Origin of the sequence: Halomonas sp. 11-S5 (genome assembly GCF_029889825.1) — a bacterium.
Classification (GTDB): Bacteria; Pseudomonadota; Gammaproteobacteria; order Pseudomonadales; family Halomonadaceae; genus Halomonas.
Genome location: NZ_JARANW010000039.1, coordinates 1 through 14,930 on the forward strand (window position 1 = coordinate 1; position 14,930 = coordinate 14,930).

Genomic DNA, 14,930 nt, shown 5'->3' on the forward strand with positions numbered 1-14,930 from the left:
TCGAGCAGTGCCTGCAGGCGTTTGGCATGGATCGAGGGGAGTGATGAGGTCAGCAGAGTATGCAAGAATCGAGGGGCCTGCATGGGTCCTCCTTAGGCATATTGTTTGTTTCGCAATTAACAACATGCCGACCCATGCAGGTCTTTTCAATCATATCATCCTGATTTTCTTATCTATTTCGTGGGGATCCCTCAGGGACAGACCCTCATTCTTTCCGGATAAGATCATTGTTCCTGTTTCCGGGCGTCTGGAGGGCTGGGTAGAGCTTGAGAGCCCCAGTGACGAAGCGAACCTAATAGCGGGCGAGGCTTGGTTAGTTTCTTAGCGGGAGTAAGATATATGGGCTCCTGCCAAGCATTACTTGGCTGGCGTTTTTTAACAACTCGTGCTGTCGGCTTCAGTCCTGACTCTTCCCATGTTGCTGATAATGACTGCAGCGGTTTCGCCATGTGCATTGCATATGCTGAAGGTTCCGTTATAACCGCTGGCTCGACCCAAGGGGGAGAAGCGCACAGGGCGATCATCCCGATTGAAACTGACGTCCTTGGTTGGGCCATCCAGCAACCTCAACACAATATCATCAGTCAGGTCACCGCCCGATGCTTCTCCCTCCACGACCACCCAGGGATGCGACCAGTCATCGAAGGTGCAGGTGTCGTAGTCGGGCCCGGGGCTCGAACAGACGGAAATCGTCGTCCGCCTCGTCACCGCCGTATTCCTCGCCAGTGCCAGCGCCGTCTTGATGCGCATCACCTCGGCGGCGACCTCGTTGCGGGCGGTGAAGCGCTGAAAACTCGGGATGGCCCAGGTGACCATGATGGCGAGCACGGCAATGGCGACGATCAGCTCGATCAGCGTAAAGCCGTGCTGGCGAGAAGAAGAAAGAGGGAAGTTGACAGCAGGGCGCATGGTGCCCTCCCGGCGGTGGCCTGTTCGATGGGTCCTTTCTTCAGGCTAGCCGGGAGGTAATGCCGCGCCGTAGGCGATCGCCGACAGCGGCTGTGCGCTATCATTGCGGGAGGTTGGCGAGGTCATCCTCAGTCGAGAGGGCTAGTCCCCGCCCTTGTCGTTGTTCCCTTCTTGCTGCTTCTCTTCCTTCTGCTCTTCTTTCCTTTCTGCCAGGTACTTGTCGCGGTGATCGCCGGAGCAGAACCAGTCGCCTCGCTCACGCAGGGCGTCGTCCTCGGGCAGGTGCACCTGGCACCAGCTGCAGCGCACCATGCGATTGCCCTGGTCGTCGCCTTCCTGTGGCGGGCCTTCGCGGTCGAGTTTCCATTCGCGGTACATGCCGTAGAGCTTCAGGCCGGCGATGAATATCACGGCGAAGATGATCAGGCGAATCAGCAACAGGTTCATTCCTTTCGGGACTCCCAGGTAGGGGTGGCCGGCTTTGCCACTCGGCCGCCCTTGCGGGACAATGGCGGATATCCATCGATTCTCGAGAGATTTCCAAGCCCATGCAAGACCTGACCCTGGTGATGGCTCAGCTCGACCCGCTGGTCGGCGACATTCCCGGCAACGCCGACCTCGCCATCGAGACCGTGCGCGAGGCACGCATCGAGCATGGTGCCGATATCGTGGTGCTGCCCGAACTCTTCCTGAGCGGCTACCCGCCGGAGGACCTGCTGCTGCGCCCCTCCATGGAGACCCGCCTGCGTCATGCCCGGGCCCACATGGCCGAGAAGATGGCCCGCGACGTCATGGTCATCGTCGGCTACCCGGGGCGCCGCGAAGGGCAGAACTGGAACCTGGCCGGGGTGCTCTACAACGGCGAGTGGCTCGACGAGTACGCCAAGCAGGCGCTGCCCAACTACGAGGTGTTCGACGAGCAGCGCTACTTCGCCACCGGCAACCAGCCGCTGGTGGTGGAGCACAAGGGCGCCAGGCTCGGCATCCTGATCTGCGAGGACATCTGGAGCGAGAAACCGGTCCGCCAGGCCCGTGATGCCGGCGCCCAGATACTGGTCACCCTGAATGCCTCGCCCTTCCACCAGGACAAGCCCGCCGAGCGCCTGGCGCTGCTCGAGGCGCGGGCCCGCGAGGTGGAGCTGCCCATCGTCTACGTCAACCAGATCGGCGGCCAGGACGAGCTGGTCTTCGATGGCGGCTCGGCCTGCGTCGATGCCAAGGGCGAGCTGAGGGTGCAGGCGCCCCACTGGGCGGTGGGCCTGATGCCGGTGCAGTTCGTGCGCGACGCCCACCACTGGGTGCCCCAGCCGGGCGAGACCGAGCCCGAGGTCGAGCCGGAGGAGAACCTCTACTGCGCGCTGGTCACCGGCCTGCGCGACTACGTCAACAAGAGCGGCTTCCAGGGCGTGGTGCTGGGGCTCTCCGGCGGCATCGACTCGGCGCTGTCGCTGGCCATCGCCGTGGATGCCCTGGGCCCGCAGCGCGTCCATGCGGTGATGATGCCCTACCACTACACGGCGGACATCTCGAAGCAGGACGCCGCCGAGCAGGCCGAGCTGCTCGGGGTCGGCTACGAGGTGCTGCCCATCGAGCCGATGGTCGAGGCCTTCATGGCGACCCTGGCCGAGAGCTTCGCCGGCACCGAGCGGGACACCACCGAGGAGAACCTGCAGTCGCGCTGCCGCGGCGTGCTGCTGATGGCGATCTCCAACAAGAAGGGCCTGATGGTGCTGACCACCGGCAACAAGAGCGAGATGGCGGTGGGCTACGCCACCCTCTACGGCGACATGGTGGGCGGCTACAACGCCATCAAGGACGTCTACAAGACCTGGGTCTACCGCCTGGCGCGCTGGCGCAACACCCAGTCGCCGTCGATCCCCGAGCGGGTCATCGAACGGCCGCCCTCCGCCGAGCTCGCCCCGGACCAGCAGGACAGCGACACTCTGCCGGGCTACGACGTGCTCGACGCCATCCTGGTGCGCTACATCGAGGGCGACATGAGCGCCGAGGCGATCATCGCCGCCGGCTTCGAGCACGAGGACGTCTACAAGGTCGTCAAGCTGGTGGATCGCTGCGAGTACAAGCGCCGCCAGGCGCCGGTGGGGGTGCGCGTCACCCGCCGCGGCTTCGGCCGCGACCGCCGCTACCCGATCGTCAACGGCTGGCAGCCGGGGGAGTGACAGCACCGAGCTAAAAGCGCCGAGCAGCCAAGCTGCTTGGTGACGGGCAGCCGGTGTTGAGATCGTAAATAGAAACCCCGCCGACTCTACAATCGGCGGGGTTTCTTATGGACGCCTGATCCGCAACCGGCATCATGCTGCTCGGCGCTCGGCGCTCGGCGCTCGGCGCTCGGCGCTCGGCGCTCGGCGCTCGGCGCTCGGCGGCGTCAGGCCGAGAGAGCGTCGGCCTTGACGTGCTCCGGGCGGAAGGTGCGGCCGCGCAGGCGCTCGTGGTTCGGGGCGTTGTCGATCAGCACCTGCAGGGTCTCGCGGGCGCGGTCGCGCATCTCCAGGCCCAGGTAGCCCTCCACCATCACCGCCAGGGCGTCATGGGTGGCCGCGGACTGCGGGTAGTGCTCGATCACCCAACGGCCGCGCTCCACGGCGGCCAGGTAGGCCCCCTTGCGCAGGTAGAAGTCGGCCACGTGCAGCTCGTGGCGGGCCAGCACGTTGCGCAGGTAGACGATGCGCTGCTGGGCGTCCGGGGCGTACTGGCTGTCCGGGTAGCGCTGGATTAGCTCGCGGAAGTCGCCGTAGGCATCGCGGGTGGCGCCCAGGTCGCGCTTGGCGATGTCGATCAGGCGCAGCCGCTCGAGGCTGAAGCGCCCCGCCTGCCAGGCGGCCAGGCCACGCATGTAGTAGGCGTAGTCCGCCTGGGGGTGGTCCGGATGCAGGCGGATGAAGCGGCTGGCGGCGGCGCGGGCGCCTTCCCAGTCGTCGGTCTCGTAGTAGGCGTAGATCAGCTCCAGCTGCGCCTGCTGGGCATGCTCGCCGAAGGGGTAACGGGTATCGATGGCCTCGAGCCGGTTGATGGCGGTGGTGTAGCGGCCATCCTCCAGGGCCTCGCGACCCTCCTCGTAGAGCTGGCGCTCGGCGACGCCCTCGAGTTCGTCATCCTGGGAACCGTTGCTGGCGCAGCCGGCCAGCAGGACGCCGGCCAGCAGCAGGGACGCCAGACGGGCGGGGGAGGTGATAACGCGCATCGTGATCCTCGTGTCTAACAACCTGGACGGCCGTGGTAGAATCGGCCTCAATCCGCCCACTATAAAGCACCTTGCAGCGAAACGCAGTCATCGCTCCCGGTGCGCAAAGAGCCCTGTCCCGACCCATGTCCCAGACCTTCGAAGCACAGCATCGCGTTCCCGAACGCATGGCCGGCCTGCGCCTCGACCAGGCCGCCGCCGAACTCTTCGCCGACCTTTCCCGGGAGCGGCTCAAGGCCTGGATCAAGAGCGGGGCCCTGACCCTGGACGGCCGACTGGCCAAACCCAAGGACAAGGTCTACGGCGGCGAGGCCCTGGCGCTGGCCGCCGAGATCGAGGACGACACCCGCTTCGAGCCCGAGGACATCCCCCTGACGGTGGTGTACGAGGACGGCGAGGTGCTGGTGATCGACAAGCCGCCGGGCCTGGTGGTGCATCCCGCCGCCGGCAACCCCGACGGCACTCTGCTCAATGCCCTGCTGCACCACGACCCGGCGCTGGCGGCTATCCCCCGGGCGGGCATCGTGCACCGCCTGGACAAGGACACCAGCGGGCTGATGGTGGTGGCCAGGACCCTGGCCGCCCAGACCGCCCTGGTCGAGCAGCTCCAGGCGCGCAGCGTCTCGCGGGAGTACGATGCCGTGGTGGTCGGGGTGATGACCGCCGGCGGCACCGTGGACGCCCCCATCGGCCGCCACCCGCGCGACCGCAAGCGCCAGGCGGTGAACGCCTCGGGCAAGCCGGCGGTGACCCACTACCGGGTGGTGGAGCGCTTCCGCGCCCATACCCATGTGCGCTGCAAGCTCGAGACGGGCCGCACCCACCAGATCCGCGTGCACATGGCCCATGCGCGCTATCCGCTGATCGGTGACCCGGTCTACGGCGGGCGCCTGAAGCTGCCGGCCGGCGCCGGCGAGACCCTCAAGGAGATCCTGCGCGAGTTCTCGCGCCAGGCGCTGCATGCCCGCAAGCTGGCCTTCGTGCACCCGGCCAGCGGCGAGCGAATGGCCTTCCGCGCGCCGCTGCCGGATGACCTGCTGATGCTGCTCGACTACCTGCGCGAAGACCGCGAGACCATGCGCTAAGGACCCCGTGATGAGCGATACCTTCGACCTGCGCCCGACACCGATCCTGCCCGACTGGCCGGCGCCGGAGAGCGTGGGCGCCTTCGTCACCACCCGCGAGACCGGCCCCAGCCAGGGTCCCTTCGCCGCCTTCAATCCCGCCGAGCACCTGGGCGACAATCCGGACCACGTGGCGCTGTGCCGCCGTCAGCTGGAGAAGGAGGTCGGCGACGGCCGCTCGCTGCTGTGGCTCGACCAGGTGCACGGGGCCCGGGTCCAGCAGGCCTACTCCGGCGCCCGGCCCCAGGCGGACGCCGCCGTGGCCACGAATCGTGACTACGCCTGCGTGGTGCTCACCGCCGACTGCCTGCCGGTGTTCCTCTGCGACCGCCGCGGCGAGCGGGTGGCGGTGGCCCATGCCGGCTGGCGCGGGCTGGCCGGCGGCGTGATCGAGGCCACCGTGGGGGCGATGGGCCTGCCGCCGGAGGAGCTGATGGCCTGGCTGGGCCCGGCGATCTCCAACGCCCAGTTCGAGGTCGGCCCCGAGGTGCAGCAGGCCTTCGTCGGCGTGCACCCGGAGGCCGAGGCGGCCTTCGATCCCAGCCCCTACCGGCTCGGCCACTACATGGGCGACCTCTACAAGCTGGCGCGCCTGCGCCTCGAGCGCCTGGGCGTCGCCCATATCAGCGGCGGCCACTTCTGCACCGCCTGCGAGTCCCGCTTCTACTCCTACCGCCGCGACGACGGCCTCACCGGCCGCATGGCCAGCGTGATCTGGTTGCGCTGAAAACAGCGCCGAGCGCCGAGCTGCAAGCGCCAAGGAACCCCTGGCTTGCTTCCTGCGCTTTCGAGCTATCCTGCTTGGCCGCTTGGCCGCTTGGCCGCTTGGCCGCTTGGCCGCTTGGCCGCTTGATCAGCGTCAACTCCTCACCCCCTTTCCCTGGCCGCCGACTTGAAAGCCGGCCACGCTGACTCCATTGAGTCTGTCAAGACACATTGACAGGGCCAAACGGTGCGTCCGACCGCGCCGTCACCCCGATGGAGGAAAGCGAATGCGATTCGACAAGTTCACCGCCAGGCTGCAGAACGCCGTGGCCGATGCCCAGTCCCTGGCCGTGGGGCGCGGCCATAACCAGCTGGAGCCCGGCCACCTGCTGCTGGCGCTGCTGGAGGCCACCGATACCGGCGTCAAGGCGCTGATCCAGAAGGCCGGCGGCGATGCCGCCCGGCTGCGTGACGGCCTGGTGGGCCACCTCGACGACCTGCCCAGGGTCGCCAACTTCGACGGCGAGGTGCAGCCCTCCCGCGACCTGATCAAGCTGTTCAACCTCACTGATCGCGAGGCCCAGAAGCGCGGCGATCAATACATCGCCAGCGAGCTGGTGCTGCTTGCGGCACTGGAGATGGGCCACGCCGTCAGCAAGCTGCTCAAGCAGGCGGGTGTGACCCGCCAGTTGCTGGAAAGTGCCGTGGACAGCGTGCGCGGCGGCGAGAAGGTCGATGACCCCAACGCCGAGGACCAGCGCGAGGCGCTGGAGAAATACACCCTGGACCTCAACGAGCGCGCCGCCAGCGGCAAGATCGACCCGGTGATCGGCCGCGACGACGAGATTCGCCGTACCATCCAGGTGCTGCAGCGGCGCACCAAGAACAACCCGGTACTGATCGGCGAGCCCGGCGTGGGCAAGACCGCCATCGTCGAGGGCCTGGCCCAGCGCATCGTCGACGGCGAGGTGCCGGAAGGGCTCAAGGACAAGCGCGTGCTGTCGCTGGACATGGGCGCGCTGCTGGCCGGGGCCAAGTTCCGCGGCGAGTTCGAGGAACGCCTCAAGTCGGTGCTCAAGGAGCTGTCCCAGGAAGAGGGGCGGGTGATCCTGTTCATCGATGAGCTGCACACCATGGTTGGCGCCGGCAAGGCCGAGGGCTCCATGGATGCCGGCAACATGCTCAAGCCCGCCCTGGCCCGCGGCGAGCTGCACTGCGTGGGCGCCACCACCCTGGACGAGTACCGCAAGTACATCGAGAAGGATGCCGCCCTGGAGCGCCGCTTCCAGAAGGTGCTGGTGGACGAGCCCTCCGAGGAGGACACCGTGGCGATCCTGCGCGGCCTCAAGGAGCGCTACGAGGTGCACCATGGCGTCGACATCACCGACGGCGCGATCATCGCCGCGGCCAAGCTCTCGACCCGCTACATCACCGATCGCCAGCTGCCCGACAAGGCCATCGACCTGATCGACGAGGCCTCCTCGCGCATTCGCATGGAGCTCGACTCCAAGCCCGAGGAGATGGATCGCCTCGACCGCCGGCTGATCCAGCTGAAGATGGAGCGCGAGCATCTCAAGAAGGAGACCGACGAGGCCTCGAAGAAGCGTCTCGAGAGCCTGGAGGAGCAGATCGAGGAGCTTTCGCGCGAGTACGCCGACCTCGACGAGATCTGGAAGGCCGAGAAGGCCAGCATCCAGGGCGCGGCCCAGTTCAGAGACGAGCTCGACAAGGCGCGCATCGACCTGGAGCAGGCGCGCCGCCAAAATGACTATGGCCGCATGTCGGAACTCAAATATGGAATAATTCCCGAACTCGAGCAGAAGATCGCCGAGAGCACCGAGGGCGAGGCCGACACCGCCAGGCACCAGCTGCTGCGCTCCAACGTCACCGAAGAAGAGATCGCCGAGGTGGTCTCGCGCTGGACGGGCATCCCGGTCGCCAAGATGCTCGAGGGCGAGCGCGACAAGCTGCTGCGCATGGAGGAGGCGCTGCACGAGCGGGTGATCGGCCAGGACGAGGCGGTCACTGCGGTGGCCAACGCCGTGCGCCGCTCCCGCGCAGGCCTCTCGGATCCCAACCGGCCCAACGGTTCCTTCCTGTTCCTCGGCCCCACCGGGGTGGGCAAGACGGAGCTCTGCAAGTCGCTGGCGAACTTCCTCTTCGATACCGAGGAGGCGATGGTGCGCATCGACATGTCGGAGTTCATGGAGAAGCACTCCGTGGCGCGGCTGATCGGCGCGCCTCCCGGCTATGTCGGCTACGAGGAGGGCGGCTACCTGACCGAGGCGGTGCGTCGCAAGCCCTACTCGGTGCTGCTGCTCGACGAGGTGGAGAAGGCCCATGCCGATGTCTTCAACATCCTGCTGCAGGTGCTGGAGGATGGTCGCTTGACCGACGGCCAGGGCCGCACCGTGGACTTCCGCAACACGGTGATCGTGATGACCTCCAACATGGGCTCGGACATCATCCAGCGCATGGGCGGCGACGACTCGGACTATGCGCAGATGAAGGAGATGGTGATGGCGGTGGTCGGCGACCACTTCCGCCCCGAGCTGATCAACCGCATCGACGAGGTGGTGGTCTTCCACGCCCTCGGCCAGGCGCAGATCCAGGCCATCGCCGAGATCCAGCTCGACCGCCTGCGCGCGCGGCTCGCCGAGCACGAGCTTTCTCTCGAAGTCAGCGAGGCGGCGCTGGTGCTGCTGGCCGAGGCGGGCTTCGACCCGGTGTTCGGCGCCCGGCCGCTCAAGCGGGCGATCCAGAGCCGCATCGAGAACCCGCTGGCCCAGGACCTGCTGGCCGGGAAGTTCTCGCCGGGCGAGGTCATCCATGTGGAGGCGGAAGGCGACCGGCTGGTGTTCCAGAGCTGAGGCCGCACGCCGTAAAGCAGCGTCACACTGCGCCACAAAGCGTTACCTTGCCGCCCGGGCGACCGGCCGGCAACGGTCTATACTTTTCTTCAGGTTGCGTCCTGTAACCCCCTTGCCTGTCCCTCCCCGCGAGTGGACGGGCTCTTTTATGGGGCCCGTTGTGCCATATTCGGCTTGCCGGATGGCCGATCATGGGCTACCCACGCCGTTTCCGCGGTTGACACTTCCACAGTGCTAATGGAATCTTGACCCTTCCTGATACGGGCGCGGACTCCAGCGGGCAATCCCCCATTCCCGCGCGAAGGGTGGGCCGAGCGCCTCTACCCGCCGAAGGACTTCCGAATCCGGGCCAACCGCCCGGGTCGGCCAACGCCCCCGACGCGGTGAACCGCCGTGAAGGGAATCGCTGATTCATGTCGCAATGCATCAGCGTTCCCGAAAGAGTGCAGGCCCCAACAGGGCTTTTTGCCAGGGTTTGGCATCAGGTGCCGGCATGGCCGGCAGCGGCATACCGCCGCACTCGACTTCGTGTCCACGCGGTGGGCGCGGATCGCACTCGAGACCTCCAGGGGAGATACATCTGTGGAACTGCTTTCCGGCGCAGACATGATTGCCCGCTTCCTCCAGGACGAGGGCGTCGAATACATCTATGGGTATCCCGGGGGGGCGGCGCTGCACATCTACGACGCGCTGTTCCGCCAGGACAAGGTCAAGCACATCCTGGTGCGCCACGAACAGGCGGCCACCCACGCCGCCGACGGCTACGCCCGGGCCTCCGGCAAGCCGGGCACGGTGCTGGTGACCTCCGGCCCCGGGGCGACCAACGCCGTCACCGGCATCGCCACCGCCTACATGGACTCGATCCCCATGGTGGTGCTGTGCGGCCAGGTGATGAGCCACCTGATCGGCGACGATGCCTTCCAGGAGACCGACATCGTCGGCGTGACCCGGCCGATCGTGAAGCACAGCTTCTCGATCAGGCACCCGACCGAGATTCCCGAGGTCCTCAAGAAGGCCTACTACCTGGCAGCGACCGGCCGGCCCGGGCCGGTGGTGGTGGACATTCCCAAGGACATGACCGCACCCACCGAGCGCTACGAGTACGTCTACCCGAAGAAGGTCAAGATGCGCTCGTACAACCCGGTCACCCGCGGGCATACCGGCCAGATCAAGAAGGCCGTGGAGCTGATGCTCAAGGCCCGGCGCCCGGTCTTCTACACTGGCGGCGGCGTGGTCACCGGCAACGCCAGCGAAGGGCTGACCGACCTGGTCCAGCGGCTGGGCTATCCCATCACCACCACCCTGATGGGCATCGGTTCCTACCCGCAGAGCGACCGCCAGTGCCTGGGCTGGCTGGGCATGCACGGCTCCTATGAGTCGAACATGGCCATGCACCATGCCGACCTGATCATCGCCATCGGCGCGCGCTTCGACGACCGCGTCACCAACAACACCTCGAAGTTCTGCCCCACCGCCAAGATCGTCCATGTGGACATCGACCCCAGTTCTATCTCAAAGACCGTACGCGCGGATGTGCCCATCGTCGGCCCGGCCGGCAGCGTGATCAACGAGATGATCAGCCTGGTGCAGGGCAAGGAGATCGCCAACCCCGAGGCCCTGGCCGACTGGTGGAAGCAGATCGACGGCTGGCGCGAGGAGCGCCGCGACAAGCTCTATGAGCCCTCCCGGCCCGGCGAGCCGATCAAGCCCCAGGAGGTCATCGAGGCGCTGTGCCGGGTGACCCGCGGCGAGGCCTACGTGACCACCGACGTCGGCCAGCACCAGATGTTCGCGGCCCAGTACTACAAGTTCGACAAGCCCAAGCGCTTCATCACCTCCGGGGGGCTGGGCACCATGGGCTTCGGCTTCCCGGCGGCCATGGGCATCAAGCACAACTTCCCGGAGGAGCAGGTGATCTGCGTCACCGGCGAGGGCAGCTTCCAGATGATGATGCAGGAGCTGTCGACCTGTAAGCAGTTCGGTGGCGGGGTGAAGATCGTCAACCTCAACAACGCCTCGTTGGGCATGGTGCGCCAGTGGCAGGACCTCAACTACAAGTCCCGCCATGCGCACTCCTACATGGAATCGCTGCCCGACTTCCAGCAGTTGATCGGCGCATATGGCTTCACCGCGCTGCGGGTGGAGACACTGGCGGATCTCGAGCCGGCACTGGAACGTGCTTTTGCCGACACGCACGAGCTGGTGTTCCTCGACGTTCTCGTCGACCCGCACGAGCACGTCTATCCGATGCAGGTGCCCCTGGGCTCCATGCGTGACATGCTGCTTTCCAAGACGGAGCGGACCTGATGCGCCATATCATCTCGATTCTGATGGAAAACGAACCGGGCGCCCTGTCACGCGTGGTGGGGCTGTTCTCCCAGCGCAACTTCAACATCGAAACGCTGAACGTGGCACCCACCGAGGACCCGAGCCTGTCGCGGTTGACCGTGACCACCGTGGGCGACGACCGGGTGATCGAGCAGATCACCAAGCACCTCAACAAGCTGATCGACGTGGTCAAGCTGGTGGACCTGACCGAGGGCAACCACATCGAGCGCGAGCTGATGCTGATCAAGGTCAAGGCGCTGGGCTCGGCCCGCGACGAGGTCAAGCGCACCGTGGACATCTTCCGCGCGCAGATCGTCGACGTGACACCGAGCCTCTACACGGTGCAGATCACCGGCGACGCCGGCAAGCTGGATGCCTTCCTGCAGGCCATGGCGCCGGTGGGCATCCTCGAGGTGGCGCGCACCGGGGTGTCGGGGATTGCTCGCGGCGATAAAGTGCTGTCTCTATAAATGAGACACGCATCTGCCAGAATGCAAAGGCCGCCCTTCGAGGCGGCCTTCGTGATTGGGGCTCAGCGCTCCACCACCTCGTCCCAGAGGGCGGCGATCAGCGGACTCTTCAGACGGCGCTCGAGCACGCAGAGCCCGACGTCGTAGTGGGGCAGCTCCGGCTTGACCGGCAGGACCCTGACCCGCTCCGCCAGGGGGCTGGTATCGAGCACGATGCGCGGCACCACGCCGACGCCGAACCCCAGACCCACCATGCTGACGATGGCCTCGTGGCCGGCCACCTGGGCATAGATCCGAGGCGCCACGCCCAGCGCGCGAAACCAGGTGTCGCTGTATTGGCGCGACAGGCCGGCCTCGGAGAGGATCATTGGCACGTCTCGCCACTGTTCGGCGGAGGGCGACTCGGGCGTGGGGGGAATCCAGTCATGGGCTTCGTGGGGCGCGATGAACACCAGCGGCGAGCGCGTCAGCGACTTGAAGGCCAGGGCATCGGGGGCCTGGCGCGGCCGCGGGGTGATGGCCATGTCCTCGTTGCCGGCCAGTACCCGGGGCAGGGACTGGGCCGGGTCTCCGGTGTGCAGCTTGAGCTCGATGCCCGGATGGCGGGTGCGGAACTCGCTGAGCAGCTCGTAGAGGAAGCTGTAGCTGGCAGTCACCGAGCAGTAGATGCTGATTTCGCCGGTGAGGGTGCGCGCCTCGCTCATCAGCGATTGGCGCAGCCGTTGCCACTCCTCCAGGGTGTCCCGGGCATAGCCCTGGAAGGTGCGGCCCTGACGGGTCAGCACCACATGGCGGTTGTCACGCTCGAAGAGGCGCACGCCCAGGCTCTCCTCGAGCTGGCGGATGGTGCGCGAGAGCGTCGAGGGACTGACGTGGCAGGCCTCGCTGGCGCGGCCGAAGTGCAGGGTCTCGGCCAGGGCGAGGAAGTGCTTGAGGGGGCGCATGTCCATGTCGGCAGTATTGCATATTTCGGGATGTGACATTGCAAATATCGCGTTTTACGCAACACGAGAGCTGGCGTAAGCTGACTCCATTGGCTGCAACGAATTCTCTATATCACAATCCGGCGCCGCGACAGACGGCGCGGGTGGCCATCAACGCTGACCTCGATTCCACGCTATTATTTTCAGGAGACCCCCTATGCGCGTCTACTACGACAAGGACTGCGACCTCTCCCTTATCCAGGGCAAGAAGGTGGCCATCGTGGGCTACGGTTCTCAGGGCCATGCCCACGCCAACAACCTCAAGGAGTCCGGCGTCGACGTCACCGTCGCCCTGCGCGAAGGCTCCTCCTCCGCGGCCAAGGCCGAAGCCGCCGGCCTCAAGGTCGCCTCCGTCGAGGACGCCAGCAAGAACGCGGACGTGGTGATGATGCTGGCACCGGACGAGAACCAGAAGGCCATCTACGAGAACCAGATCGCGCCGAACCTGGCGCAGGGCGCCACCCTGGCCTTCGCCCATGGCTTCAACATCCACTACAACCAGATCGAGCCGCGCAAGGATCTGGACGTGGTGATGATCGCGCCCAAGGCCCCGGGCCACACCGTGCGCTCCGAGTTCGTGCGCGGCGGCGGCATCCCGGACCTGATCGCCATCCACCAGGACGCCACCGGCAACGCCAAGGAGTTGTCGCTCTCCTACGCGGCGGCCATTGGCGGCGGTCGCAGCGGCATCATCGAGACCACCTTCCAGGACGAGACCGAGACCGACCTGTTCGGTGAGCAGGCCGTGCTGTGCGGTGGCGCGGTCGAGCTGGTCAAGGCCGGCTTCGAGACCCTCACCGAGGCGGGCTACGCCCCGGAGATGGCCTACTTCGAGTGCCTGCACGAGCTCAAGCTGATCGTCGACCTGATGTACGAGGGCGGCATCGCCAACATGAACTACTCCATCTCCAACAACGCGGAGTATGGCGAGTACGTGACCGGCACCGAGGTGATCAACGAGCAGTCCCGCGCCGCCATGCGCAATGCGCTCAAGCGCATCCAGACCGGCGAGTACGCCAAGATGTTCATCAACGAGGGCAACAGCAACTATCCCTCGATGACCGCGCGTCGCCGTCTGAACGCCGAGCATCCGATCGAGCAGGTCGGCGAGAAGCTGCGCGGCATGATGCCGTGGATCGCCGCCAACCAGCTGGTCGACAAGTCGAAGAACTGATCTCCCGATCCGTTACGGCTTGAGCGAGGGCGCGGGTTTCCGCGCCCTCGCTGCGTCTGGTCTCGCCATCGTGAGTCGTCGGGCGCTCTGTGTGTAGAATGGGGTGACACCCAAGCCGATGGAAGAGACAGATGAATCGGGATTCGCACCACAGCGAGCAAGAGCCGGACCAGCCGAGAGACGAGGACCTGGCGAGCACCTTCATGCGCGAATCGGAGGTGATCGAGGAGGCCGAGGAGGGCGGCAGGAAGGTGCGGCGCAAGGGCGTCTACCTACTGCCCAACCTCTTCACTACCTCGGCCCTCTTCTCCGGCTTCTTCGCCATGGTGGCCGCCATCAACGGTGACTTCACCACGGCCTCCATCGCCATCTTCATCGCCATGGTGCTGGATGGCCTGGACGGTCGGGTGGCTCGCCTGACCAACACCCAGAGTGACTTCGGCGCGGAGTACGACAGCCTCTCCGACATGCTCTCCTTCGGCGTGGCGCCGGGCCTGGTGGCCTTCATCTGGATCCTGCAGGACATCGGCAAGACCGGCTGGGTGGTGGCCTTTCTCTACGTGGCCTGCGCCGCGCTGCGCCTGGCGCGCTTCAACGTGCAGATCGGCAGCGTCGACAAGAAGTGGTTCATCGGCCTGCCCAGCCCCTCGGCGGCGGCCCTGGTCGCGGCTAGTGTCTGGACCTTCCACAGCTTCGATGCCGATGCCTTCGGCTTCAAGCTGCTGATGCTCTTCGTGGTGGGCGCCGCGGGGGTGCTGATGGTCAGCAACATCCGCTACTACAGCTTCAAGGACGTGGACCTCAAGGGGCCGGTGCCCTTCGTCTTCCTGCTGGCTATCGTGCTGGGCTTCGTGGTCATCTCCATCGAGCCCTCGGTGATGTTGCTGCTGCTGTTCGGTGCCTACGTGGTCTCCGGGCCGGTGATGGCGGTGGTGCGCAAGCTCAAGCATTCACCGTCCACGGACTGAACCGGGTCGCCCTCCCCACGACGCCCGCTTCGCGCGGGCGTTTTCGTCTCTGCCGGCGCGCCAAGTCATCCACAGGCGGTCGGCGCGACATATTTCTTCCCGAGGGTCTTGCGCGGTCCCGTGGGAATCCGTAGAGTACGCACTCGCTGCCGGCAACGGGCAACGTTGCAGGCGGTGATGAGTGGCAGAAGTGCTTG

12 protein-coding genes are annotated in these 14,930 nt (G+C 66.1%); 8 read left to right on the forward strand and 4 right to left on the reverse strand.

The window, feature by feature from the left end; translation table 11 throughout:
• Window positions 1–375: 375 nt before the first annotated feature.
• Together OP497_RS16860 and OP497_RS16865 are read right to left on the reverse strand one after the other, a co-directional pair.
• Window positions 376–909, reverse strand: a complete 534-nt coding sequence (locus OP497_RS16860; RefSeq protein WP_280550555.1) for a GspH/FimT family pseudopilin — start codon at window positions 907–909, stop codon at window positions 376–378.
• Between the two features lie 141 nt (window positions 910–1,050).
• Window positions 1,051–1,356, reverse strand: a complete 306-nt coding sequence (locus tag OP497_RS16865; protein WP_280550557.1) for a PP0621 family protein — start codon at window positions 1,354–1,356, stop codon at window positions 1,051–1,053.
• Window positions 1,357–1,457: 101 nt separating this feature from the next.
• On the opposite strand from OP497_RS16865, the gene OP497_RS16870 reads away from it, so the two are divergent.
• Window positions 1,458–3,089, forward strand: a complete 1,632-nt coding sequence (locus OP497_RS16870; RefSeq protein ID WP_280550559.1) for an NAD+ synthase — start codon at window positions 1,458–1,460, stop codon at window positions 3,087–3,089.
• A 206-nt stretch (window positions 3,090–3,295) separates the two neighbouring features.
• Here the strand turns inward: OP497_RS16870 and OP497_RS16875 are convergent, their stop codons facing one another.
• Window positions 3,296–4,111, reverse strand: coding sequence for an outer membrane protein assembly factor BamD (locus tag OP497_RS16875; protein ID WP_280550561.1), 816 nt, complete (start codon window positions 4,109–4,111; stop codon window positions 3,296–3,298).
• Between the two features lie 125 nt (window positions 4,112–4,236).
• Between OP497_RS16875 and rluD the strand changes: the two genes are divergently transcribed.
• The 5 genes from rluD (at window position 4,237) to ilvN (ending at window position 11,608) form a co-directional block, all read left to right on the forward strand.
• Window positions 4,237–5,196: a 23S rRNA pseudouridine(1911/1915/1917) synthase RluD gene (gene rluD / locus OP497_RS16880; protein ID WP_280550563.1), complete on the forward strand. Its 960-nt coding sequence runs from the start codon at window positions 4,237–4,239 to the stop codon at window positions 5,194–5,196.
• Window positions 5,197–5,206: 10 nt separating this feature from the next.
• Window positions 5,207–5,962: a peptidoglycan editing factor PgeF gene (gene pgeF, locus OP497_RS16885; RefSeq protein WP_280550565.1), complete on the forward strand. Its 756-nt coding sequence runs from the start codon at window positions 5,207–5,209 to the stop codon at window positions 5,960–5,962.
• 265 nt (window positions 5,963–6,227) lie between these two features.
• Entirely contained in the window at window positions 6,228–8,810 is a 2,583-nt protein-coding gene (gene clpB, locus OP497_RS16890) for an ATP-dependent chaperone ClpB (RefSeq protein ID WP_280550568.1), read from the forward strand.
• Window positions 8,811–9,392: 582 nt separating this feature from the next.
• Window positions 9,393–11,117, forward strand: a complete 1,725-nt coding sequence (locus OP497_RS16895) for an acetolactate synthase 3 large subunit (protein ID WP_280550569.1) — start codon at window positions 9,393–9,395, stop codon at window positions 11,115–11,117.
• Window positions 11,117–11,608, forward strand: coding sequence for an acetolactate synthase small subunit (ilvN, locus tag OP497_RS16900; protein WP_280550572.1), 492 nt, complete (start codon window positions 11,117–11,119; stop codon window positions 11,606–11,608). Before OP497_RS16895 ends, ilvN begins: the two co-directional genes overlap by 1 nt.
• A 62-nt stretch (window positions 11,609–11,670) precedes the next feature.
• On the opposite strand, the gene ilvY is transcribed toward ilvN, so the two are convergent.
• A complete protein-coding gene (ilvY, locus tag OP497_RS16905) occupies window positions 11,671–12,558 on the reverse strand; it encodes an HTH-type transcriptional activator IlvY (RefSeq protein WP_280550579.1) in 888 nt (295 codons plus the stop codon).
• Window positions 12,559–12,748: 190 nt separating this feature from the next.
• Here ilvY and ilvC point away from each other — a divergent pair, with 190 nt between their 5' ends.
• Both ilvC and pssA read left to right on the forward strand, forming a co-directional pair.
• A complete protein-coding gene (ilvC, locus tag OP497_RS16910) occupies window positions 12,749–13,765 on the forward strand; it encodes a ketol-acid reductoisomerase (RefSeq protein ID WP_280550574.1) in 1,017 nt (338 codons plus the stop codon).
• A 131-nt stretch (window positions 13,766–13,896) separates the two neighbouring features.
• Window positions 13,897–14,733: a CDP-diacylglycerol--serine O-phosphatidyltransferase gene (pssA, locus tag OP497_RS16915; protein ID WP_280550577.1), complete on the forward strand. Its 837-nt coding sequence runs from the start codon at window positions 13,897–13,899 to the stop codon at window positions 14,731–14,733.
• Window positions 14,734–14,930 lie beyond the last annotated feature (197 nt).

What these genes read in the sequence shown, in the direction of transcription:
- OP497_RS16860 (WP_280550555.1), bottom strand. Translation starts at nt 909, where the DNA reads ATGCGCCCTGCTGTCAACTTCCCTCTTTCTTCTTCTCGCCAGCACGGC.
- OP497_RS16865 (WP_280550557.1), bottom strand. Translation starts at nt 1,356, where the DNA reads ATGAACCTGTTGCTGATTCGCCTGATCATCTTCGCCGTGATATTCATC.
- OP497_RS16870 (WP_280550559.1), top strand. Translation starts at nt 1,458, where the DNA reads ATGCAAGACCTGACCCTGGTGATGGCTCAGCTCGACCCGCTGGTCGGC.
- OP497_RS16875 (WP_280550561.1), bottom strand. Translation starts at nt 4,111, where the DNA reads ATGCGCGTTATCACCTCCCCCGCCCGTCTGGCGTCCCTGCTGCTGGCC.
- rluD (WP_280550563.1), top strand. Translation starts at nt 4,237, where the DNA reads ATGTCCCAGACCTTCGAAGCACAGCATCGCGTTCCCGAACGCATGGCC.
- pgeF (WP_280550565.1), top strand. Translation starts at nt 5,207, where the DNA reads ATGAGCGATACCTTCGACCTGCGCCCGACACCGATCCTGCCCGACTGG.
- clpB (WP_280550568.1), top strand. Translation starts at nt 6,228, where the DNA reads ATGCGATTCGACAAGTTCACCGCCAGGCTGCAGAACGCCGTGGCCGAT.
- ilvN (WP_280550572.1), top strand. Translation starts at nt 11,117, where the DNA reads ATGCGCCATATCATCTCGATTCTGATGGAAAACGAACCGGGCGCCCTG.
- ilvY (WP_280550579.1), bottom strand. Translation starts at nt 12,558, where the DNA reads ATGGACATGCGCCCCCTCAAGCACTTCCTCGCCCTGGCCGAGACCCTG.
- ilvC (WP_280550574.1), top strand. Translation starts at nt 12,749, where the DNA reads ATGCGCGTCTACTACGACAAGGACTGCGACCTCTCCCTTATCCAGGGC.
- pssA (WP_280550577.1), top strand. Translation starts at nt 13,897, where the DNA reads ATGAATCGGGATTCGCACCACAGCGAGCAAGAGCCGGACCAGCCGAGA.